The 20,331-nt window shown below is 58.2% G+C and carries 23 protein-coding genes and 1 pseudogene; 9 read left to right on the top strand and 15 right to left on the bottom strand.

What is annotated here, in order from left to right; genetic code table 11:
- Window positions 1-314: 314 nt before the first annotated feature.
- On the top strand, window positions 315-1,460 hold the full coding sequence (locus tag LZ686_RS18380; protein WP_349548707.1) for an HPP family protein: 1,146 nt from the start codon (window positions 315-317) through the stop codon (window positions 1,458-1,460).
- Between the two features lie 329 nt (window positions 1,461-1,789).
- Here the strand turns inward: LZ686_RS18380 and LZ686_RS18375 are convergent, their stop codons facing one another.
- Window positions 1,790-1,981, bottom strand: a complete 192-nt coding sequence (locus LZ686_RS18375) for a hypothetical protein (RefSeq protein ID WP_349548706.1) — start codon at window positions 1,979-1,981, stop codon at window positions 1,790-1,792.
- A 136-nt stretch (window positions 1,982-2,117) separates the two neighbouring features.
- On the opposite strand from LZ686_RS18375, the gene LZ686_RS18370 reads away from it, so the two are divergent.
- Window positions 2,118-2,294 carry a hypothetical protein gene (locus LZ686_RS18370; RefSeq protein WP_349548705.1) on the top strand — a complete coding sequence of 59 codons (177 nt, stop codon included), beginning with the start codon at window positions 2,118-2,120 and terminating at the stop codon, window positions 2,292-2,294.
- A gap of 745 nt (window positions 2,295-3,039) precedes the next feature.
- Here LZ686_RS18370 and LZ686_RS18365 read toward each other — a convergent pair.
- Window positions 3,040-4,131 carry an FUSC family protein gene (locus LZ686_RS18365; protein WP_349548704.1) on the bottom strand — a complete coding sequence of 364 codons (1,092 nt, stop codon included), beginning with the start codon at window positions 4,129-4,131 and terminating at the stop codon, window positions 3,040-3,042.
- Between the two features lie 574 nt (window positions 4,132-4,705).
- Window positions 4,706-5,464, bottom strand: coding sequence for a sulfite exporter TauE/SafE family protein (locus LZ686_RS18360; protein WP_349548703.1), 759 nt, complete (start codon window positions 5,462-5,464; stop codon window positions 4,706-4,708).
- 73 nt (window positions 5,465-5,537) lie between these two features.
- On the opposite strand from LZ686_RS18360, the gene LZ686_RS18355 reads away from it, so the two are divergent.
- Window positions 5,538-6,224, top strand: coding sequence for a FadR/GntR family transcriptional regulator (locus LZ686_RS18355; protein ID WP_349548702.1), 687 nt, complete (start codon window positions 5,538-5,540; stop codon window positions 6,222-6,224).
- 324 nt (window positions 6,225-6,548) lie between these two features.
- On the opposite strand, the gene LZ686_RS18350 is transcribed toward LZ686_RS18355, so the two are convergent.
- The 4 genes from LZ686_RS18350 to LZ686_RS18335 all read right to left on the bottom strand — a co-directional run bounded on the left by LZ686_RS18350 (window position 6,549) and on the right by LZ686_RS18335 (window position 8,420).
- The gene (locus tag LZ686_RS18350; protein WP_349548701.1) at window positions 6,549-7,016 is read right to left on the bottom strand and encodes a hypothetical protein; all 468 of its coding nucleotides are present in this window, start codon (window positions 7,014-7,016) and stop codon (window positions 6,549-6,551) included.
- Between the two features lie 284 nt (window positions 7,017-7,300).
- Complete coding sequence (locus LZ686_RS18345; protein ID WP_349548700.1) at window positions 7,301-7,495, bottom strand: hypothetical protein; 195 nt, start codon at window positions 7,493-7,495, stop codon at window positions 7,301-7,303.
- A gap of 15 nt (window positions 7,496-7,510) precedes the next feature.
- Window positions 7,511-7,945 carry a nucleoside diphosphate kinase regulator gene (gene rnk, locus LZ686_RS18340; RefSeq protein WP_349548699.1) on the bottom strand — a complete coding sequence of 145 codons (435 nt, stop codon included), beginning with the start codon at window positions 7,943-7,945 and terminating at the stop codon, window positions 7,511-7,513.
- Between the two features lie 40 nt (window positions 7,946-7,985).
- Window positions 7,986-8,420, bottom strand: a complete 435-nt coding sequence (locus LZ686_RS18335; protein ID WP_349548698.1) for a hypothetical protein — start codon at window positions 8,418-8,420, stop codon at window positions 7,986-7,988.
- Window positions 8,421-8,760: 340 nt separating this feature from the next.
- Between LZ686_RS18335 and gdhA the strand changes: the two genes are divergently transcribed.
- Window positions 8,761-10,110, top strand: coding sequence for an NADP-specific glutamate dehydrogenase (gdhA, locus tag LZ686_RS18330; protein WP_349548697.1), 1,350 nt, complete (start codon window positions 8,761-8,763; stop codon window positions 10,108-10,110).
- A gap of 353 nt (window positions 10,111-10,463) precedes the next feature.
- On the opposite strand, the gene LZ686_RS18325 is transcribed toward gdhA, so the two are convergent.
- A complete protein-coding gene (locus LZ686_RS18325) occupies window positions 10,464-10,892 on the bottom strand; it encodes an RrF2 family transcriptional regulator (protein ID WP_349548708.1) in 429 nt (142 codons plus the stop codon).
- Between the two features lie 78 nt (window positions 10,893-10,970).
- Here LZ686_RS18325 and hmpA point away from each other — a divergent pair, with 78 nt between their 5' ends.
- Both hmpA and LZ686_RS18315 read left to right on the top strand, forming a co-directional pair.
- The gene (gene hmpA / locus LZ686_RS18320) at window positions 10,971-12,161 is read left to right on the top strand and encodes an NO-inducible flavohemoprotein (protein WP_349548696.1); all 1,191 of its coding nucleotides are present in this window, start codon (window positions 10,971-10,973) and stop codon (window positions 12,159-12,161) included.
- Between the two features lie 32 nt (window positions 12,162-12,193).
- Entirely contained in the window at window positions 12,194-12,472 is a 279-nt protein-coding gene (locus LZ686_RS18315) for a DUF6522 family protein (protein ID WP_349548695.1), read from the top strand.
- Window positions 12,473-12,735: 263 nt separating this feature from the next.
- Here LZ686_RS18315 and LZ686_RS18310 read toward each other — a convergent pair whose 3' ends face one another.
- Both LZ686_RS18310 and LZ686_RS18305 read right to left on the bottom strand, forming a co-directional pair.
- Window positions 12,736-13,602: a YsnF/AvaK domain-containing protein gene (locus LZ686_RS18310; RefSeq protein WP_349548694.1), complete on the bottom strand. Its 867-nt coding sequence runs from the start codon at window positions 13,600-13,602 to the stop codon at window positions 12,736-12,738.
- Window positions 13,592-14,029: a YsnF/AvaK domain-containing protein gene (locus LZ686_RS18305; protein WP_349548693.1), complete on the bottom strand. Its 438-nt coding sequence runs from the start codon at window positions 14,027-14,029 to the stop codon at window positions 13,592-13,594. Before LZ686_RS18305 ends, LZ686_RS18310 begins: the two co-directional genes overlap by 11 nt.
- A 342-nt stretch (window positions 14,030-14,371) precedes the next feature.
- On the opposite strand from LZ686_RS18305, the gene LZ686_RS18300 reads away from it, so the two are divergent.
- The 3 genes from LZ686_RS18300 (at window position 14,372) to LZ686_RS18290 (ending at window position 16,438) form a co-directional block, all read left to right on the top strand.
- Window positions 14,372-14,869 carry an MgtC/SapB family protein gene (locus tag LZ686_RS18300; protein ID WP_349548692.1) on the top strand — a complete coding sequence of 166 codons (498 nt, stop codon included), beginning with the start codon at window positions 14,372-14,374 and terminating at the stop codon, window positions 14,867-14,869.
- Between the two features lie 147 nt (window positions 14,870-15,016).
- Window positions 15,017-15,688, top strand: coding sequence for a phosphatase PAP2 family protein (locus LZ686_RS18295; protein WP_349548691.1), 672 nt, complete (start codon window positions 15,017-15,019; stop codon window positions 15,686-15,688).
- 63 nt (window positions 15,689-15,751) lie between these two features.
- Entirely contained in the window at window positions 15,752-16,438 is a 687-nt protein-coding gene (locus tag LZ686_RS18290) for a YciE/YciF ferroxidase family protein (protein ID WP_349548690.1), read from the top strand.
- A 77-nt stretch (window positions 16,439-16,515) separates the two neighbouring features.
- On the opposite strand, the gene LZ686_RS18285 is transcribed toward LZ686_RS18290, so the two are convergent.
- From LZ686_RS18285 to LZ686_RS18265, 5 genes and pseudogenes are all read right to left on the bottom strand, one after another.
- On the bottom strand, window positions 16,516-17,826 hold the full coding sequence (locus tag LZ686_RS18285; RefSeq protein WP_349548689.1) for a cation:proton antiporter: 1,311 nt from the start codon (window positions 17,824-17,826) through the stop codon (window positions 16,516-16,518).
- Between the two features lie 84 nt (window positions 17,827-17,910).
- Window positions 17,911-18,477: a phosphotransferase family protein gene (locus tag LZ686_RS18280; protein ID WP_349548688.1), complete on the bottom strand. Its 567-nt coding sequence runs from the start codon at window positions 18,475-18,477 to the stop codon at window positions 17,911-17,913.
- Window positions 18,478-18,486: 9 nt separating this feature from the next.
- Window positions 18,487-18,810, bottom strand: a complete 324-nt coding sequence (locus tag LZ686_RS18275) for a hypothetical protein (RefSeq protein WP_349548687.1) — start codon at window positions 18,808-18,810, stop codon at window positions 18,487-18,489.
- 154 nt (window positions 18,811-18,964) lie between these two features.
- Entirely contained in the window at window positions 18,965-19,933 is a 969-nt protein-coding gene (locus LZ686_RS18270; protein ID WP_045983108.1) for a magnesium and cobalt transport protein CorA, read from the bottom strand.
- A gap of 294 nt (window positions 19,934-20,227) precedes the next feature.
- Window positions 20,228-20,331 (bottom strand): annotated as a pseudogene (locus tag LZ686_RS18265) (IS5/IS1182 family transposase); the annotation flags it as partial.

The raw sequence follows: 20,331 nt of genomic DNA, 5'->3' as shown, positions 1-20,331 counted from the left end.
GCTTTGCGTTCGGGGTCGGGGCGCTTGGCGCAGCCGCCCTTGGGGGGATCGCTGATCTGGTCGGCATGCAGCAGGTGTTCAACGCGCTCTCGCTGCTGCTGTTTCTTGGATTTCTGACCGCGCTTTTGCCGGACATCGAGTGAAGCCTATCGTGGTCGCTTGACCTGACGGGGAAGATGAGGTCGGCGTCCATGGGCTGATCGCTGCCGGGGATCCGTGGTCATGCGGAGAGCAGCAGGTGATCAACTTGCCAGCAGGTCTGCTCAAAGCGTAAGCACGGCGCACCGACATGACCGATAACAGGGCAGACCGACATGATCCGGCGCGTAGTTCGATCCCTGGGTCCCGCGATACCCCTGGGCAACCCGAAGGAGGCGTTGCGCGCCGGATTGGGGGCATTGATCGGCTTGGTCGTGGCGGGCGCATTCGTTCTGGCTGCGTCTTCAGATGTCCATCTGGGACTCTTCCTGATCGCGCCATTCGGGGCCAGCGCCGTGTTGATCTTTGCAGTGCCCAGCAGTCCGCTGGCGCAGCCATGGTCCGCTGTGGTCGGAAACACGGCTTCTGCCTTTGTCGCCATCGCCGTTTGTGCTGCACTTTCCGACCCCGTCCTGCGGATCCCCGGGGCGGTGGGTGCCGCCATTGCAATCATGATCACGCTGCGCGCCCTTCATCCGCCCGGTGGCGCGGTCGCGATGACCGTGGCCATGAGCCCTGATCTGGCCCAGGAGAGCGGACTATGGTTCGCCTTGAGCCCGGTTGCCCTTGGAACCGCGATCCTTGTCGTTGTGGGTGTCCTCTATGGGCGGGCCACCGGGCGCCATTATCCGTTTCGCCAGTTCGAACAGATCAACCCACAGGGCACATCTGATCATGTCGCAAGCGAACGCCTTGGCCTGTCTGAAGATGATCTGGTGAATATCCTGGCTCGCTATCGACAGTCGCTGAACCTGGGTGTCGAAGATCTGGCTCGCCTTATTGCAGCAGCGGAAGTCACGGCTGCAGGACAGCGAACCGGCAGCACCAAGGTTTCGGATATCATGTCGCGTGATTTGATCACGGTCGGTCCGAACACCTCCTTGCACGATATCGCAGCCTTGTTTCTGCGGCATGAGTTCACTGCATTACCCGTGGTCGAGGCTGGGGGGCATTTCCTCGGAGTGATCTACCAGCGTCATTTGCTCGGCGGCGCGCGGTTTCGCCATCCTGAGTGGCTGGAACGTATTCGAGGTGCTCGTGCACAGAGCGGCCGCGCTCCGTCACAGGCAAGTCAGATCATGGAACAAGATGGCCCCACCGCGTCTGCCGACACGCCAATCGCTGCGCTCCTACCGCAAATGGCTGACGGGAAATACGATGCCATACCTGTCATTTCGGGAGGTCGTATCGTCGGCATCGTGACCCGAACCGATCTGATCGCCGCGCTGGCGAGATCCAGCCTTGCGGCCCCGGATCGTTAACAAACCCCCGTCAATTCCTGGAAAATCCACTCGGGGCCCAAAGGCGTGAGCAGTCTGTACGAGGCAGGTCGCCCGAAGACCCGCGTCGTACTGCGAAAGATATATGTCGGCATTGGTAGCGGACGGTTTCAGAACAGCTGTTGCGGGAAAATGCCCCGCTCAGCTGGAGGGAGTTGCCGAGCGGGGCCGGGTGACAACAGGGAATGCTGTCTAACACAACCTATAGGGGTATCGACAATCCAGCGATCCCTTAAATTGTATCGGCACGTTTTCCTACTCAAAGGCCCGCCGAGCGGGCGGGCCTTGACGTCAATGCATTGTCGCTCAGGTCAAGTCTTGCTCTTGTCGATAAGGCCGGGCTTGGTTGGGTCTTCCGCGACTGCGGCGTCAGGACGGTTGCCGCCGGGGACAGCTGGGTTTTTCTCATTTAAGGCATGGTCAGGCACTTCGGGATGCCGTTCTGTCTTCGCGGCCTCTTGAACCTGATCGGTGGGGGTCGGTTTCGGTTGGTCTTGCGTCATGACATAGTCCTCCTGCACCTTAACCGCTGGCCGGATCCAGTGTTCCGCAAGGTGGTTTGCTTAGTCGGACTATTATCCTGGCATTTGCCCGATATCTTTCTACATCCAAGCCCTATCGGAAATCGCAGTACCAAACGTGCTCGATCTGGAGGCCTGGCTTCTCGATCTGTTCGCCTGCACCCCTGACGGCGAGTTTGCCGGCATCAATGATCTTCACTTGAAAACGCGCGCCGGTACAACAAGAAGACCGATGCTTGCCGCGGAACCCACACTGCCAAGGAAGGTTCGTCTTTATATCAAAGGCGCGGCATGACCGCGGCATCGTAAGTGACTGACCTCGGCATGAAATACGCATTGATCGGCTTGCTTGTTCTCGGGGGATGCACAACACCGCCCGTCTCCGATTTCGGCACTGCCGATGAACATTTCTAAAAGGGGAATGCCTGGTACATCGCCGATCGTCGCGGCCAACTGGAGGTCGCCTTGATGGCTGCCGCCATCGAGGATCCGGAGATCGAGTATCGTGGGGCTGCCCGCGACTACCTCCTCAGCAATCAGCGTGTATGCTCGGTTAGCCCCGGTCGTTCCGGAGGAGAAGGGCGATACCTGTTCAGCTACTCTTGCCGCTGATGGGACATAATACGCGCTGCCTGCTGACGTTATCCCCGACTTTAATCCAACGTGGATGAGACCCCGCGGGGTGAGACCTGCCGGTTTCGGTGGGTTGTGCAACGTGGGCTGGAACGAAGCTTTGCAGATTGCGCAGCATTAGACCCCGTTGCGGGGTAAAGGTTTGGCCGAACTCAGCAGGTGTCTGCCAGCTGAGTCATGAGTGTGTGCGTTCAGTGCCGTAGCCCGTGCGCCAGAAGGCCAGTGTGACACGCGCATGCTGCAATGAAGGAAGCAGCGTCCCGTTCAGCAGTTCGTTGCGCCGTGCGGACAAGGGAGTCGACGCTGCTGAGTGCGTTGCCAGCCTGCGCCAAAGCTTGCCCAATGTCCCACATGCCACTTCCCCAAGTGGTTCAGTGGCGCAGCAATCAAAAGCCAGAGACACGATATTAAAGAGCTCTGGCTCTCGAACTCGTAATCTGCAGCGAGGCTGCAATGAGATCATCCAGATCGCGTTGCAGCTGACTCAGTGCGTGTCCTAACCCGAACAATCGGCTCAAAGCATCTGTCGAAAGTGTCAAAGTCACCCCCGTCTTTCGCATTTCGTCCAATGTTGCCCGGTATCCCCGGGTCGCGGGCACCAACGTATTGATGTTCTCTTGAACTTCAATGCCGGACAATATGCGGCTTACATTACGTAAAGTCTCGGCACCGCTGAGTGCTGCATGCCTCCACGAACCTCCAGCGTCCGCGTAGAGCGCATCATCACCCGCGCCGCGTGCGGCGCGTCGTAACATGTCTACATCTTGGCGAACGCGCTTTAATACCCGAAGAAGACGCTGTCCATCGGGGGCTCGGCCGAAAGAGACCCGCCGTTCGCTGACCGCATCTTGGACAAGATTTTCTAGTTCCAGTAAAGTCCTTCTCACATCGCTGGTTCTCGCAATAAGCGCCTCTTCCCCGGTTCCATCACCGGGCGCGATGGCCTTGAGTTGATCTGCCAGAAGATCAGCGAGGCGACTGCCTGTTTCAACGACTGATCTGGAGGCTCGTACGGGCAGTACAAGCATGGAGATCAAGTGGCCGATACCGCATCCCAGAATGACGCTCAGTAGCCGTTCACTGGCAAGAATATATGGTCCAGCTCCAGGCCCGGGGGCGCCCAATATCACGATGACTGCAGTAAAGGGTGCTATTTGGAACCCAATCGAAAAAGCCGCGAGAACTGCCATTGGCGCTAGAGCAACTGCCAGCGAAATCCCGTTCATAAGTAGATCCAAGGGCTGGATCACAAGGATCACGCAAGTCGCATAAGCGGCGCCTATTAACGAGCCTGCACATTGTTCAAATGCCTTGGTGAGCGAGCCACCAATATTGCTTTGCGTCACGACGATGGCGCTGATAACCGCCGATAACTCCACCTTTAGGCCTAATATATAAACGGCAAGCAGGGTTGCTGCAGATGCAGTGACGACCCGTACCGCATAGACCATCCACCATTTGTTGCGGAACAGCCAATTTGTGAAGTTGAAAACGCTCATACCGCTTAGGCTCCGATAACTTTCCGCGTCCAACTCTAAATACAGGCGGGACTGAAACCCTCACCCCGATGTCAGAATAGAGCATTGCGAAGAAAAATTGGCTGGCGGCCTCTCCAGTTTCATAATCGGATATACAGATCAGCCCGGAGGGACCGCCAATCTGTGAAATTACTTTGTCTTTGGTTTCAGGGCACTTACTGCGACGGCGTTTTTCATGCTAGGCGCAGCGGCGATCGTTTTTACGACGACTTTCTTGGGCTTTTTCTCGTCCCGTCGTCGCTTGGTCATACCTTTTTCCATAGTACGGTTCCTTTATTTCACCGTCTAAATTCGACGGCGAATTCACCATAGCCACTTCTGCGCGAAAGGCCATAGGCACAACCTCTTATCTAGAGGATCTTTTTTTCTCAATGTAGTCGGAATTTTTTATGCCTTCTTTTTTTAAGGGCATAGGCACAGATCCTGACGATCGCCAGAGGTTTGCCACTTCCAGTCCGGTCGTAAAATCGATGACGAGCCTTCATTTCGACATGACGCCCGGGACGTCTACCGTTCAGCAGTTTTTCGCAGAGACCTACTTAAGGAAAAAGGCGATGGTCATTGCCGTTCCAATAAGGGTGATGAATATGCGCAGCAAATCTATCCGCATTATCTTGCGACTGGCACTTGCACCAATATAGCCACCAAGCGTTGCACTGACTGCCAGTGCTGCGGCTGGCTCCCAGGCAATCAGGTCTGCATATACAAATGTCATTGCAGAGATCAGCGACAGCAAGGCGGACAAGGCGCTTTTGAGGCCATTCATTCCGTGAAGATTGACGTAGCCTATCAGCCCCAAGGCAGCCAGAAGCATGATCCCCAACCCACCATTGAAATAACCCCCATAGATGGACACTGCCAAAATGACGCCTCCAGACACGACAGGGCCGGCATTGCCAATCCCCCGTCGGCGGATGGCAATCAAAAGACGCGGTCCTATGGCGAACAGGAGCGTGGCAAGAGCCAACAACCAGGGAACGATTGCCAGGAAAGCATCTCCGGGTGTCAGGATGAGCAGAACGCCCCCGATGGTGCTTCCGATGGCAGCAATGACCAATGTTCCTATAATTCCGAGGGAGCCTTCTGCACGAATGTCGTTGCGGAAAGCCCACGCGCCCGATGCATAGCCGGGCAATGCGCTCAGGGTGGCTGTTGCATTGGCACTGACCGGGGGGACGCCCAGATAGACCAGCACCGGGAAGGTAATGAATGTGCCACCACCCGCAACGGCATTGAGAACGCCGGACGCAAATCCCGCCACGATCAGGAGTAAAAGCTCGACCATCTTTGGCATCCCCATAGCTTGTAAACCGCAAGTGGCCTAAAAAACATTGGTCTGCAAATTGGTCTGCAAGGAATGGTGCATCATGCGGGTAGCGGCTGCCGACAGTGCATTGAAGGAGCTGCTCGAGCGGTGCGCTCCGGACATCGGTGATCGCCTCCCAGCTGAACGGGACATCGCAGCTCAAATAGGGTGTAGCCGTCAGACCATACGCATTGCATTTGCCAAGATGGAGCATGCAGGCCTGATCTGGCGTCATGTCGGGAAGGGCACGTTCCGCGGGCCTGCGCCCCTTGATGTTCCTTTACGAGAAACGCTGCTTATCGCAGGAGCCACGCCAACCCATCTCATCCGCACGAGGCTGCTTCTCGAGCCCTCCATCGCGGGGGAGGCGGCGAGAAGAGTGGATGCTACCGGCATTCAATTTCTCCAGAGAAAAGTTGAAGCCGGGCGGCGCTGTTCAAGTCGGGCGGACTCCGAACAGGCCGATAGCCACTTTCACCATGCGATTGCACAGATCACGGGAAATCCAGTGCTTATCGGCCTCATGGGCTATCTGTCCAGCGCGCGCCGGCAGGCAACCTGGCAGCGAGCATGGGATCGAAGCTACCGAACCATGGCGCCTACCGAGTTCCAAGAAGCCCATAGCGATGAGCACCAGTTAATTGTCGACGCTATAACCAGACGAGATCCACAATCAGCCAGCGCCGCGATGACACGTCATCTTGAAACAATTACTGAAGCCTTTATCGGGAAGGCCAAAACCGTTTGAGACGACATAATGAGTGTTTGAAATCCTGCCGACCTAAGAAAGTCAGTTTCTCTACGTGGAGGAGAAGGCATCCAATCAAAATATGTGGGAGAAAATTCGTCCTGTATGTTAATGCTGGCACCAGTTCATATTAGTTAATGCTATATTTTTGATCGACGTATGTTTGTCAAACCCTGAGAATCCCGCAGTCACCGGCGAACGGCAAAAGGGACATCGCACAGAGGCTGCACGCGGCAGAAGCTTACCACAAGAGGCGCAGACACGACGGAAGGCGAGGAGGAACATTTTGTTCACCGATAATCTGGAACGTCTCGAAGGCTTCGGTTACGTGATGCGTGGTACGCATGGATGAAACACTTCCAACAACCATAACGAAGCGACCCGGCCGCTCTCGCAAAGAAGGGGTGCTCTTTGTCCGGCCTGCATGCCAATCAGCGTTGCGCCTAAGAGGGAGCGCACAGGAATAACCAGATCCGTAGCAGCTTCCTTGGCGTCATGGCTCAACACACCCTGCTGAGCGTTTTGATTGTCCACGGCAAAGACGACGGTGGCACCGCCAATCGCTAACGTTTTTGGAGCAGGCCCTCGTATCACCCCGGCAGTCGACACCCGATGACGCAGGACATGCGTTAACAAGCATAATGCTCGATCCTGCGTCGGATCGCTGTCATTCACGTACTGGAGCATCTTCAGATAATCGCCTTCGACAAGCTGCCAGGAGCGACGAACCTGAAACAACGCTTGTTGTGTTGATTCACGTAGATTGGCGCAGTCATTGTTTCTGATGGTCACAATCTTCCCCCGGTGACATAATCGTCACTCCTGTTCCTTCTTGGAAATTAAGGAGTCCCCGGACGAGGCATAGGCGCTTCGGCGCCTTGACCTTCCGGGGTCAGAGGCGGTTTAGCAGTATGAAACGGAAATATGCCGCATGAACCATCATGGCCTGAGAAATAGATCGTCATCCAAATTTAGTCAACGTCTTTTAGGTTTAATTAACGCCGATTCCCATTTGACGCCTTTTACCTGGTGCGAAGATATTACCGCTTCCTTAAGCTTATTGTGTCAGAAAAAAATCAGACAACAATAAGTTCACGTCGCCCTTCAATCTTTTGAATACGCCGATGCGCCAGGGTCAAAGGCTCTGCAAGCCCTTGACCCTGGAATGCAATCATAACGCGCAGATTGTCCGAAGAACTGTTTTCATCGTTTAAACGCAGCGGTACCCTCTCTTGAGCGCGCCGAGCCTGGGTCATCCGAACGTTCTGCACGCGAGGGTCCGTCAGTCAGATCACCACTGCTTCTGCGGCTTCAACCCGAAGAACCGTCAGGCTTCGCGTGGCGCCTGTCCGATCGTTCCAGCCAAACTGTGCGCCTTCACTCAGACCCAGTAGGGCAACACCAATAGGTGTCAGGACGGAGATACGCTGTTGCGAGATATCGGCATCTTCAGGAGACGTGAGAACAACGACTTTTTCCTCGCCGGTTGTCTCGTCTCGATAGGTGACGCGCCTGCCCAGGGAGACGACGTTCGCCGGCAGCTTGTCTCGAGAGACCAGACGCGCACGACCAAGTTCACCGAAGAGCCTATCGGCAAGTGTGGGGTTGCTCTGGTAAAGCCGCTGCCCCAGGGACTCGATCCTGTGGACGGTTGCTTGATCGAGGATGATCTTGGGCTGCCGACCGGGTCGGTTTCGAGAGTTCGTCATATGCTTGCTCACTTGTAGATCTGGTATGGGATCAACGCGACTGGCAGGTCGCTTAGTTCTCGATGTTCAAAACGACGGTGACGTCAAACTTGCCGTCTGAGCGCAGAAGCGCAGCTCTGTCCAAAACCTTCAGCCCGATGAGGGTCGCTCCCAACACGGAAGCAAGGTCAATGAGACCTTCAGTCTGAGAATTTTCTTTACGGGGGTGCAACACGGCTGTCTGTGCGCCTCCGCCGCTTGACATCCACGTCACCTTGGTCCCGACCCTTACGATACCACCTGCCATTCCATCGGGAACGACGGCGCTCTTGTCGAGCTTATGGCTCAGGTATCTGGAAATATATTCGCCCGGCCAAGGGGTCGTTCTCGCGCGCTCGACGGCCGCGATGATGATTGGGATGTCGGCGAAAACCAACGTACAGCCGACGTGATCCTCCGAGGCCAGCCTCGACGGATTGCCCTGCAACGCAACTGGTATGTGAAGCATATCTCATTCGCCCTCTCACGCGATCCAGGGATCGCGGTGTCAATCTTTCAATACAGATGACGACCCCAAGCGGAAGGCGACGACGCGCCTACTCCGCCCGGGGGAACGGGCGGTTCAGAAGAGGAAACCGAACATGATGATCAGATACCAGCATGCCCTATGAGATGGCCGCGACGCTTGGGGAGGTCAAGTGGCGTCACCCATTGCTCGCGCGTCCGTGCCTTATCTGCCACGAGCGCCATGTTCAGTTGCGGCTGTGAGGGTTGCATCGGACCGCGTAATTTGCTGAGAGATTGCGCAGTTGCACATCCGCACGCCATTTTCGAAGGAAAACGCCGCCATGAACAGCATGGATGAAAAGCTGCAGTCGGTTCTGGATCAGGTAATGGCGCGTAATGTCGGTGAGGCGGAGTTCCATCAGGCGGTTCGTGAGGTCCTCGAGAGCTTGGGCAGGGTTGTCGCCAAACACCCTCGTTACCTCGACGATGCACTCATCGAGCGGATCTGCGAGCCGGAGCGTCAGATCATTTTTCGTATTCCGTGGGTGGATGACCAGGGGCAGGTGCGGATAAACCGCGGGTTCAGGGTCCAGTTCAACTCTGCCCTTGGACCTTACAAGGGCGGTATCCGGTTTCATCCCTCCGTAAACGTCGGGATCATCAAGTTTCTCGGGTTCGAGCAAACCTTCAAGAATGCTCTCACAGGTCTGCCGATCGGCGGCGGCAAAGGGGGATCAGACTTTGATCCCAAAGGTCGTTCCGACGCTGAGATCATGCGGTTCTGTCAATCCCTGATGACAGAGCTGCACCGACATATCGGTGAATATACTGACGTTCCAGCCGGTGATATCGGCGTGGGCGGCCGCGAAATCGGCTATATGTTCGGTCAGTACAAACGCCTGACCAATCGTTACGAGGCTGGCGTCCTGACGGGCAAAGGGCTGTCCTATGGGGGATCTCGCGCCCGGACTGAAGCCACCGGCTATGGCAACGCCTACTTCATCCAGTCGATGCTTGCCACCAAAGGGACGGACTTTGAGGGCAAGAGGGTCGTCGTCTCAGGCTCCGGAAACGTCGCTCTCTACAGCATTCAGAAGGTTATGGAGTTCGGTGCGACAGTCGTCGCATGCTCTGACTCCAGTGGGTACGTTGTTGACGATGCTGGGATTGATTGGGCTCTTCTGAAGGAGGTCAAGGAAGTTCGACGGCAACGGATCTCCGAATACGCGAAATTCAAGGGCAACGGCGCGTGTTTTGTGCCCAACGGTTCGGTGTGGGATGTTCCTTGTGATATCGCCATGCCGTCGGCGACCCAGAACGAACTTTCAGGCAAAGATGCAAAAGCGTTGATCGGAAACGGGGTCGTGGCCGTGGGGGAGGGCGCCAACATGCCCTGCACACCCGAGGCCATCCGCATGTTCCAGGACGCCAATATCATGTTTGCTCCGGGAAAGGCCGCCAATGCCGGCGGCGTCGCTACATCTGCACTCGAAATGCAACAGAACGCCTCGCGCGATAGCTGGACATTTGCACAGACCGAGGCGCGGCTCGCATCCATCATGCGCGGTATCCATGACACCTGCGCTGAAACGGCCGACGAATACGGTGCCCCAGGAAACTACGTCTTGGGTGCCAATATCGCAGGTTTCGTCAAGGTCGCGGAGGCAATGCGGGCCTTTGGCGTGATCTGATCGAAAGTTCCGATACGCTGTTCACAAAGCTGATTACGGCTGAAGGCGCGGTCAATGTTGTGACCGTGCCTTTAGCCAGGCTTTCATGGGTTGCTCGAAAAAGCGATTAGATAGGCGTTCTTCTGATTGCCGACTGCCGGTAACATCACGAACTGTCCAGCAATTAACAGTCGCGTCGGAGATCCAGTATATTTTTTCGCGGTCTGCTGGCGATGTTGAGCCGACTGACAGGCCTAAAGCCGGCAATGCAGCGATTAGGGCAGTGGGTAATCGGATATTTGGGAAGAAATGCACAATTGTTGGCACGCCCGAAGTCCGAGCAGATAACAAACCATGGCTCCGACAGCGTGGCCCTATGAACGGTCCTGAACCGCGAACAGATGCTGAAACGCGCCGGGCATCCGAGCAACATCCGACAGGCGGCAGGTGTCCAGAACACCCATGAATGCCTCTCTCGCCTGCGAGATCACGGCAGGCAACCCGCAGCCCTGGGAGATACGGCATGTGCTGCAATCCACCAAGGGGTCGTCGCCTTCGGTGTGTCGAACGACTTGGCCGATGGTGATCTCGATGGCCGGGCGCGCCAGCTGCAGTCCCCCCTGTCTGCCTCGGGTGGTCCGGATAAATCCTGCGCTTCCGAGGTCCTGAACGATCTTCATCAGGTGGTTCTGGGAAATGTCATGGGCCTCGGCGATCTGGCGGATCGATACCAGCCTGCCGTCGCTCGCTGCGAGATAGATCAACGCACGAAGGGCATAGTCGGTGTAGCGGCTCAATTTCATAGGACATGAATACAAGTATTTGCTTTGCATGTATAGTGCCGTATAGATGCATAAGTGATGCATGTTTAGGAGAATCACATGGCTCGCCCGTTGTCCCTGCAGACCATCACGGTGGTGAAAGCCACCGTTCCCGCCCTGGAGCAATACGGCCCGTTGATCACCGAGACGATGTACCGGCGGCTGTTCGAAAACGACCATATCGCCGCCCTGTTCAACCAGGCGAACCAGCAGAAAGGCACGCAGCGGCTTGCCTTGGCGCATGCTGTTCTGGCCTATGCCCAAAACATCGAAAATTTGGAGGTTCTGGGCGCGGCGGTCGAACGGATTGCCCAGAAGCATATCGGCTACGCGATCCTGCCCGAGCATTATCCCTTCGTCGGCCAAGCCCTTTTGGGCGCCATTGAGGAGGTTCTGGGCGATGCCGCGACGCCCGACATCCTGGCGGCCTGGGGCGAGGCTTACTGGTTCCTGGCCGATCTGCTGATCGCGCGCGAAGCCACGATCCGTGCCGAAATCGAGGCACAGCGTGGCGGCTGGACAGACTGGCGCCGCTTCACAGTAGCAGAGCGGCACGTTGAGGCCGAAGGCATCGTATCATTCGTGCTGCGCCCCGAGGATGGCGGTCCAGTCGTTGCCCACCGACCAGGCCAATATCTGACGCTGCGCTTTGACGCGGCCGGACTGCCCGGGGTCAAGCGCAACTATTCGATCTCCAGCACGCCAAGCGACGAAAGCTATCGCATTACCGTGAAGCGCGAGGCAGAGGGAGAAGCGTCCCGCTTCCTGCATGACCATGCGTTGGTGGGGACGATCCTGGAAACGACGCCGCCCGCCGGCGACTTCCACCTGTCGGTCAATCCGCCGCGGCCGGTTGTCCTTCTGTCGGGTGGGGTTGGTCTGACGCCCATGGTCAGCATGCTGGAAGTTCTGGCCCGGCAGCATCAGGACGTCCCGGTCCATTATGTTCACGGCACAAGCAGTCCTGCACACCACGCATTGTCCCGGCAGGTGCAGGACGCCGCGACGCGCCACGGAAATATCGTCGTCAGTACTTTTTACGAGAACGGCGCAGACGTCCCGGCCCATCCCGGGCGGATCAGCATGGATTGGTTGCGGACCAGCGTCCCGCTGACCGAGGCCGACATCTACTTGTGCGGCCCGCGTCCGTTTCTCCGCTACTTCGTTGCGGGCCTGAGGGAGGCGGGTGTTCCTGCCGATCGGATCCACTACGAGTTCTTCGGTCCCGCGGATGAGCAGCTCGCGGCCTGATGGGTCGCAAGACCGGCACGGGGAGATCTACCATGAAAATCGAGTTCAGGGGTGACCAGCCTGTCGTCGATGCGGCGCTGATCGCCCCGCTGATGGATCTGGACGTGATCGGCTTTCAGGTTCTGATGCAGTCAGGCTGCATCAGAACCGGAGTCGAGCGCGGCACCGGAGCCGATGCAGGCAAGCTTCGACTGACGTTTCAGTCACCAGACTGGCGCGTCAGACTGACTTGCTCCGGGGATGGCACAGTCCTGACAACGACACGGCTGAGATTGGCGCGGGATGGTGCGCACGCAGCACTAGCCGAATAAAACCCGATTTCGATATCCCATCCGTGGCGCGTGATGATCAAGAAGGCGTTGAACGTGAGGAAACTCGCGACTTTACGCGGTCTATGCCGCAATCAGCCCTGCGGCCTAAGAATACTCGTAACGCTCGGCAGAATAGCCGGACCCCTCGGAGAACGCGCAGCAATGCTGCAGGCATATGGCACGTTTCGAGAACAGCAAAATCGTAAATTTCGGGGCACATCCCGTAAGGATGCGCCCCGAATAGTTTGCGAATATCTCTGAGCTCAGCGGGTCGTGCGGGGGGTGTCGGACCGTTCGTCGTCGATCTCGACTTCCGTGTGACGTACGCTGTCGGTCACCGTTTCCTGGCGCGTATCGCTGGTTTTGCGCAGGCTAACTTCCTCGACGACGCGCGCCTCTTTTGAGACGACCGCCTCCTCGACAAACTCTTCGGCTTCGACCGTCCGGTCCCGGAACGCCGTATCGGCATCGGTGACAGCCCGATCGACTGGACGCCGTTCCAGCTCGACGCGATCCTCACGCAAGGTTACCGTTTCGCTGACTGGTTCCTCGACGGCATACGCCCGAACGCGCACGCGCCCATGGCTGGTGTCTCGCTTGCCAACACGCAGTTGCTCTTCGATGATCGGAATGCTCTCGTCACCCGTCTTAGAGGAAGTGTCAGCATAGCTTCCGTCCGCCCCGACGGCTGACCCGACGGTCCTGGCTCCGGTCGCATGGGGGCTCACTTCATAGCCACCCCAGCCTTCCGATCGCCAGCTTTCTTCGCGCTCGGCCAGGTCCACGGTGCCTTCGTCATCCAGAATGTCGAGAACCTGGTCACAGTGAGCGGCCGTCAGGCCAGTCACGGTAACGAGAACCCCACCGCGCGACAGCCCCTCGGCATAGGTGTAGCGGTCTTCGTCGGGAAAGAAGAAATCGCCAAGGCTATCCCAGAATCCCTTGTCGTCGGTCGTCGAGGCCCGCTGCTCCGTGGATTGGGCAGCACCCTCGACTGTTCGGATTTGCGTGCGCGATATCCCGAGCGTCTCGAGCCGCGATACGGCATTCTGGGCATCGGCGTTCGTATCGAACATGGCGGAGACGGACATGCTTCCGTTGGAAGTACCGGCTTCATTGTCATAGGTCATCGTGAGTTTCCTCTTCGCTGATGATTTGACCCTCAGTCTGAGGGCCGAGATGGTCGATCACGGCGCGCTGGCGCCGGATGGTGACCGGAATGTTGGAAATTTCCCGACGTTCGGCGCGGCGAACATGGATTTCTTCCCGCAAGACAAGCTGCCGCGTGATGACGATGCGCTCTTCGACCACAGGAATGACCGTCAGGTCCCCTTCAGTCACGATATCCGGGACGACGTCGATGTCCCGCTCGATTGGGACCCGGACCACATCTATTTCGACGTCGGAAAAATCGACAGGAACAAGGCTGTCCACCGTCTCGGTGACTGTCGAGACCCTGACCTTGTCTGTCACCCTCTTCCGCTTCGTGACCGTCAGTCGCTCTTCCATAAGCGGGACGGTCTGCTTGTCTAGGTTCTGGTTCTGGTCAGACGTCATCACATCCCTCCGTGATGCTCGACAACCTTACCGTCCACGGTTCGTTCCGGTTTCCGGTGGGCAATAAAAGTTAGTCGCCACTATCGCCCTGCCGCGTCTCACGGAGTCCCTAGCCATCCGACCTATCGTGGATTGGTGCCAAGGTACCGTTCGGATTTGGCAATCTGGAGGGCGTAAGCCGACTTGGCATTTGGAGCGGAGATTAGGCTCCAAGATCCAAAGTCATGAACGGCTTGAGAGCTCTCCTCCGCAGGTTTTACATGCCCATAACGCTCACTTGGAATGCCTCAGCTTGGTTGTTACGCAAGTGTCATGAACGTATCAGTCTGGGAAGGGACGGCCATGGGCGAAGAGATATGGCTTACCATTCGCAGTGAATTTTCAGACGTACCGGATCTATCAACGTTGACGCGGATCACGATGCGCCTGGTCCTTGCAGCCATTCTGGGTGGCGTTCTCGGGTATGAACGAGAGCTGAAGGGTCGAAGCGCGGGTGTCCGCACTCATATGCTGGTCGCGGTGGGCGCGGCGCTGTTTGTCCTGGGACCTTTGCAGAGCGGGATGGAAATCGGGGACATGTCACGCGTCCTGCAAGGCATTGTGCAGGGCATTGGTTTCATAGGGGCAGGGGCGATCATGGTACGCTCGACAAGGCATCAGATCGAGGGACTGACGACAGCCGCGAACATCTGGGCCACGGCGGGCATAGGCGTGATGGCAGGTCTCGGGCTGGAAGCGACCGCCGTTCTGTCGGCAGTCATTGTCCTGATCATCCTGGCCGCGGTACCAGTCGTTCTACCAAAACCGACTGCGTCGCATGGTGATGACGATGAGCGATGACATACCGGAGGGGTCGTGTCTTGGCGCCAGCGCCTGAAGACCAGAGCGTTCGCGGCCAACCTTTATTACCGGAACTTGAAGACGGTGCTGACGCTTCCGCGTGATCGCCGCCCCCGTGGCGCAAGATCAAGAAGAAAGCGATCATCCATGAGCCCGAACAGTCACAACAACAACAAACGTTCACCCGACGCTGCGAGCGCCGTCGAAGAAGCGGACAAGGAGGTTGCACGCTCTGCTGCGCGCCACCGCCATCACCCCGTGGTCAAAACGCTTGGGACGGCCAGCGAGATCGCTGATCAGATCCCCCTGTCGATTGTCTGTGCCGCGATGATCGGGACAGGGGCGATTACCCATCGTCCATATATGACGCAGGTCGGCCTCAAGATGATGACCGCTCATGTTCTTGCAAACTCTGTCAAACGGATCATCAAGAACAATTTCAGGCGGACACGCCCGAAAGTCATGATCGAAGAGCAGACCTATGAATGCGAGGCGGGTGAAAGCGAAGGCGGACACGACACCTCGTTTCCGTCCGGTCATACTGCCGGAGCCGTGGCTGTGGCCACCGTCATGGCGCGCGATCTGCCGCAAACGGCTGTGCCAGCCCTGGCGATCGCTGCGATGATTGCGGGGATCCAAGTCCCGCGCGGCAAGCACTATCCAATCGACGTTGCCGCTGGCGCTGTCCTGGGTCTGGCCGCCGCGTGCGCCGTCCACGCCTTTTGGCCCAAGGGACAGAATAACAAGCGAACACAACAGAACATATCCGACCATTGGCCAGATAAGAATTCCTCCGATGTCATGGGAACAGCCGCGTGAACAGCGGCGTTCAAGTCGACGATGCCAGCGACCTCCGACCACCACATAAGGAAGATCCTGATCATGGCAAAAGATAACAAAGCTGCAGACCCTCAGTCCACCAAGGCAAGCGCTGCCAAGTCCAGCAAAACAGCCAACGGAAAGACCCAAAAAGCCAGCCCCGAGACGCGTGCGAAGCGTTCGAAAACCATTGCGGCCAAAGCGGCCTCCGCCAAGGCATCCAAGCAGGCCAGCGAGACGAAGGGCTTGGCCGATCTGTTCGAACATGCGCTGGCGGATATGTATTACGCCGAGAAGAAGATCTACAAATCCCTTCCCAAGATGATCAAGGCGGCCAATCACCCGGACCTGGTTGAGGCTCTGACCCAGCACCGCGAGGAGACGGCCGGGCAGATCGAGGGTCTGGAGGCGATCTTTGCGCTTTTGGGCAAGCGCGCCAAAGCCGAGAAATGCGACGCCATCGATGGCATCCTCGAAGAGAGCGAGAGCCTGCTTGAAGATTTTGGAGGAACTGCCGCTGGCGATGCAGCCATCATCTTCAGCTGCCAGGCCGTCGAGCATTACGAGATCACCCGCTACGGCTCCATGAGCGCCTTTGCGGATGCTCTTGGCATGGACGAGGCGAAGGCCCATCTCGAGACCATTCTGGACCAGGAGAGCGCTGCAGACAGCAAGCTCTCAGAACTTGCCGAGGACACGATCAACGACGCTGCTACGGAATACGACGAGGACGAGTCTGAGCACGCATAAGGTTCTTCCATCGTAACGAGTAGCATGGGCCCCTTGAGGGGCCCTTTTTCACCTGCGTTGCGTTGCTGCCGCATGTGTCAGGCAGCAGGCCCCTGAAAGCCCGGGGGCGGCACTGCATCATCCGCATCGGGGTTACGGCCGTGCGTGATGTCCAGTTGCCTCATGATCGGGGTCACCGTGAGGCCATGCATGATGATGGACAGCAGCACCACCAGACCGACGATAGCCCACAGACGCGGGGCATGCGTCAGGTCGTCGATGTGGTTGAGACCGTAGGCCAGATAATAGAAAGAACCGATTCCGCGAATTCCGAAGAAGGAGATGGTCAGACGTTCGCCAAGCGTGGCATTCACACCGTCCAGACCGATCATTCCGGTAGCGGGTCGGATGACCAGGAGAATGAGTAGTGCACCTGTGAAATCCACCGGGCGAAGGGCGGACAGCAACCCATTGGCCAGGGCGCCACCGAAGAACAGCAGCAGGATCATCATCGCGATCCGCTCAACCTGCTCCGTCAGATCGTGCATGTCCGTATGAAAATCGTGATCCCGATGAGCCTGACGGAAGGTCAACGCTGTGACGAACACCGATAGAAACCCGTAGGAGTGGAGGGTCTCTGTAAAGCCGTAGGAAATGAATGTGGCTGCGAGTGCGATCAGCCCATCACCAGTCTGGGCCAGTTTGCTCTCGGCAGGAATGTGGAATGTGATCCAGCCGAAGAGCTTGCCGATAAGGTAGCCCCCGAGAACTCCTACGCCGATTTCCCAGAAAACGTTGTAACTGAGCCAGTCCCAGAACCAAGGCTCCTGCGTCACCGTGGCCGCTGACAGGACGATGGCAAGGTGGACGAAGGGGAAAGCGGCACCGTCATTGATGCCGGCCTCCGACGTCAGCGCAAAGCGGACCTCGTCTTCCTCACCGGACTTCGGAGGACCGACCTGTACGTCCGAGGCCAGCACAGGGTCCGTTGGCGCCAGGACAGCACCCAGCAGAAGAGCCATCGTCCAAGGCAGGGCAAGCCATGTCCCGGCAAGAAGTGCAATGAGCGCGATCCCCAATGGCAGGGTCAGGAAGATCAGCCGCCATGTGATCATCCAGGACCGAAGCCCCAGGACCCGGTCGATCTTGAGACCTGCCCCCATGAGCGCGATGATCACCACGAACTCGGAGAATCGTTCGGCAATCGTGGGGTACTCAAGAGGCGAGGGATCGAACCTCAGCCCCGGCACCAGACCAAGCCCAACCCCGATGAGTATGCACACGATCGGCAGCGAAAGCGGCAATCGGCGAAGGACCAGGGGCAACCAAGCCACGAGGGCGATGAGGCCCCCGAAACTCATCAGTACAAGAATGTACGGATCGGGCGGCTCTGTCAGATGTTCAAACATCGGCATGCTTTCATGCGTTGGTCGGCTCTATGTCGCAAGCCGACCGACTACATCATCATTAGCTCAATCAAGGGAAGACAATCTTTATGAGCCACGCATGCCACTCGCGTGGTGCGTCGTAATGGTGCTCAGCACCTGCTCGATGCAGTCCATCAGGCTTTGAGTCCGGGCGGGCCAGTTTGGATGGCGGTTCCGGAACCCATCGGTCAGCAGCAGCATCAGCGCACGGGCGTGGTGCAAGACCACCGAGGCCGGCACGGTGCCATAGCCCTGCGGCAAGGCTGCGCCCCGATCATCGGCCTGATCCTGTGTCAGCAGCCCGTCGATCACCTGCGCGTCCATCCGCGCTAGAAAGCTGCCCAGATCCCGCGCCGGATCGCCCAGGCCGGCATTGTCCCAATCGAGGATCACCGGCGCGACATCGCCCATCACGACCTGATCGGCGCTGAAATCGCCATGGACCAGGACCGGGTCGAACGCAGTTCCAGCCAGACGTGCAGCCAACGGGGTGGCCAAGGCTTGCGCGCGTGTTGCCAGGTCCGCATCCAACGGCATCAGGTCGGCGGCGGCGGTCAGAACGGCCTCGGCATTCGCCTGTGCTGTCCATTCGGTCGCGGGCCGAAAGGGGCTGGCATGCAGGGCGGCCAGCACGGTTCCGATCTAGGCCACAGTCGTGCGGTCGGGCGCATGGCCGGTCATCTCGGGACAGATCGGGTGGCCTGGGATCCACGCGGTCAGCATCGCGCCCGAGGCGGCATCCGCGCCCAGCAGGGGCGCCTGACCATCGGCCATCGCGGCCGTGGCGCCGATCAGCGCACCGTCGAATCCGCGCCCCGCCATGACCTTCAGCACGCCCCGAGGCTGGCCTTGCAGGTCCAGTCGCGCGACCATCCGGCGACCGGGCTTGTAGCGCAGCAGGACCAGATCGGCTGCGGCCAGCTCCGGCAGCACGCCGACGACGCGCCGCAGGGCCTTCTGGCGCATTGTCGGGTCCAGGAACCGCTTCAACCCCCGCAGATGGCGGTCCAGACGTGCCGGGATCGCGACTCGAGCCGTTTTCCGCCGTGGAGAAGCCCGCAAAAGCGTCGATGCAGTAGCACCCCGGTACAGCCGCATTCACTGTCGTCCGGTGATCCAGTCAGAGCCAGCCAAGCCGTTTGAAGCGGACATAGAGGAACGTGCAGGCGGCCACGATGACCGAGAGCACGACAAAGTAGCCGTACCTGGTCGATAGTTCGGGCATGTTCTCGAAGTTCATGCCGTAGATTCCTGCAATCGCTGTGGGCACGGCGAGTATGGCCGCCCAGGCCGCGAGCTGGCGGGTGATGATGCCTGTGCGTTGCTGCTCCAGCAGATTGCTGAACTCGAAGACCGAGGCCAGGACCTGAAGCAGCCCGTCGACCATGGTCTGCACGCGCCGGACATGATCCAGGACATCGCTGAAGTAGGGTCTTGTGTTGGCATCGATGCAGGGAAGGTCCTGTCGGACCAGCTTGCCGGCGACTTCACCCATCGGGCCAAGCACCCGCTGAAACCTGGTCAGATGGCGACGGAGCGCGAAGATGCGCGTAATCTCTTCGCGTCCGAGAAAAGTGTCGATGGTCTGCTGCTCCATCGACAGCACCTTTTCTTCGATCTGCTCGACGATGGGCAGATAGCCGTCGACGATGTAATCCAGAATGGCATGCAGAACGTAGTCGACCCCGTGGATCAGCAGGCTCGGGGCCGCCTCCAGCTGCGCACGCAGCGCGATGTGAGAGCGGGCCGATCCGTGGCGCACGCTGATGATATGGCTGTGGCCGACGAAGATGGCGGTTTCGCCATAGGTGATCGTATCGCCTTCCAGATGCGCAGTCCGCGCAACGACGAACAGCTGTTCGCCGTAGATGTCGACCTTGGGCAGCTGGTCAGCCTTGACGGCATCCTCGATGGCCAGCGGATGCAGGTCGTACTGCTCCTTGAGCGTCTGCATCTCCTCTTCGGTGGGATCGCAGATCCCGATCCAGACGAACTCCGACTTGTCCGAGGGGCAGTCGATCTTCTCGGTGATCGACACCTCGCGCACGCGCTTGCCGTGGCGGTAGAGATAGGCAGCAACGACCGTCATGGTAACCTCTGCGAACGATAGGCATCCTACGAGGCATAAGCCCTAACCCGACACCGACCTTGGGCGTCAAGGGCGGATCAAGAAGGTTACTGCATAAACCGGACATCTGCGGCTCTAGTGTCTTTCAGCTTCCATGCACATGCGTTCTTCCAGACGGCAAAGGTCGATACCTGTTCAGTTATTCCTATCGCCGGTTGAGCATAACAAGCGCTGCCTGTCTCCCGGAGATAAGCAATAATTCGGCCTTCAGTGGAGCCAGGCGCGGGTCCAGTAGGGTCAGGACTCGTTCTCGTTTCATAGCCAGAACATGACGGTTGCTGCGAGGGCGACGGCGGATAGGAATACCTTCGGGCATCGGTCGTAGCGTGTAGCGACCCGTCGCCAGTCCTTCAGGCGTC

Origin of the sequence: Paracoccus sp. NFXS7, from assembly GCF_040148865.1 — a bacterium.
GTDB lineage: Bacteria > Pseudomonadota > Alphaproteobacteria > Rhodobacterales > Rhodobacteraceae > Paracoccus > Paracoccus marcusii.
This window is presented reverse-complemented; position numbering and strand designations above follow the sequence as displayed.

Coding starts and splice junctions, on each gene's coding strand:
- LZ686_RS18310 (WP_349548694.1), bottom strand. CDS start 13,602: ATGACCTATGACAATGAAGCCGGTACTTCCAACGGAAGCATGTCCGTC.
- gdhA (WP_349548697.1), top strand. CDS start 8,761: ATGAACAGCATGGATGAAAAGCTGCAGTCGGTTCTGGATCAGGTAATG.
- LZ686_RS18290 (WP_349548690.1), top strand. CDS start 15,752: ATGGCAAAAGATAACAAAGCTGCAGACCCTCAGTCCACCAAGGCAAGC.
- hmpA (WP_349548696.1), top strand. CDS start 10,971: ATGGCTCGCCCGTTGTCCCTGCAGACCATCACGGTGGTGAAAGCCACC.
- LZ686_RS18365 (WP_349548704.1), bottom strand. CDS start 4,131: ATGAGCGTTTTCAACTTCACAAATTGGCTGTTCCGCAACAAATGGTGG.
- LZ686_RS18325 (WP_349548708.1), bottom strand. CDS start 10,892: ATGAAATTGAGCCGCTACACCGACTATGCCCTTCGTGCGTTGATCTAT.
- LZ686_RS18295 (WP_349548691.1), top strand. CDS start 15,017: ATGAGCCCGAACAGTCACAACAACAACAAACGTTCACCCGACGCTGCG.
- LZ686_RS18285 (WP_349548689.1), bottom strand. CDS start 17,826: ATGTTTGAACATCTGACAGAGCCGCCCGATCCGTACATTCTTGTACTG.
- LZ686_RS18300 (WP_349548692.1), top strand. CDS start 14,372: ATGGGCGAAGAGATATGGCTTACCATTCGCAGTGAATTTTCAGACGTA.
- LZ686_RS18355 (WP_349548702.1), top strand. CDS start 5,538: ATGCGGGTAGCGGCTGCCGACAGTGCATTGAAGGAGCTGCTCGAGCGG.
- LZ686_RS18380 (WP_349548707.1), top strand. CDS start 315: ATGATCCGGCGCGTAGTTCGATCCCTGGGTCCCGCGATACCCCTGGGC.
- LZ686_RS18275 (WP_349548687.1), bottom strand. CDS start 18,810: ATGCGCCAGAAGGCCCTGCGGCGCGTCGTCGGCGTGCTGCCGGAGCTG.
- LZ686_RS18270 (WP_045983108.1), bottom strand. CDS start 19,933: ATGACGGTCGTTGCTGCCTATCTCTACCGCCACGGCAAGCGCGTGCGC.
- LZ686_RS18335 (WP_349548698.1), bottom strand. CDS start 8,420: ATGCTTCACATACCAGTTGCGTTGCAGGGCAATCCGTCGAGGCTGGCC.
- LZ686_RS18375 (WP_349548706.1), bottom strand. CDS start 1,981: ATGACGCAAGACCAACCGAAACCGACCCCCACCGATCAGGTTCAAGAG.
- LZ686_RS18315 (WP_349548695.1), top strand. CDS start 12,194: ATGAAAATCGAGTTCAGGGGTGACCAGCCTGTCGTCGATGCGGCGCTG.
- LZ686_RS18305 (WP_349548693.1), bottom strand. CDS start 14,029: ATGACGTCTGACCAGAACCAGAACCTAGACAAGCAGACCGTCCCGCTT.
- LZ686_RS18360 (WP_349548703.1), bottom strand. CDS start 5,464: ATGCCAAAGATGGTCGAGCTTTTACTCCTGATCGTGGCGGGATTTGCG.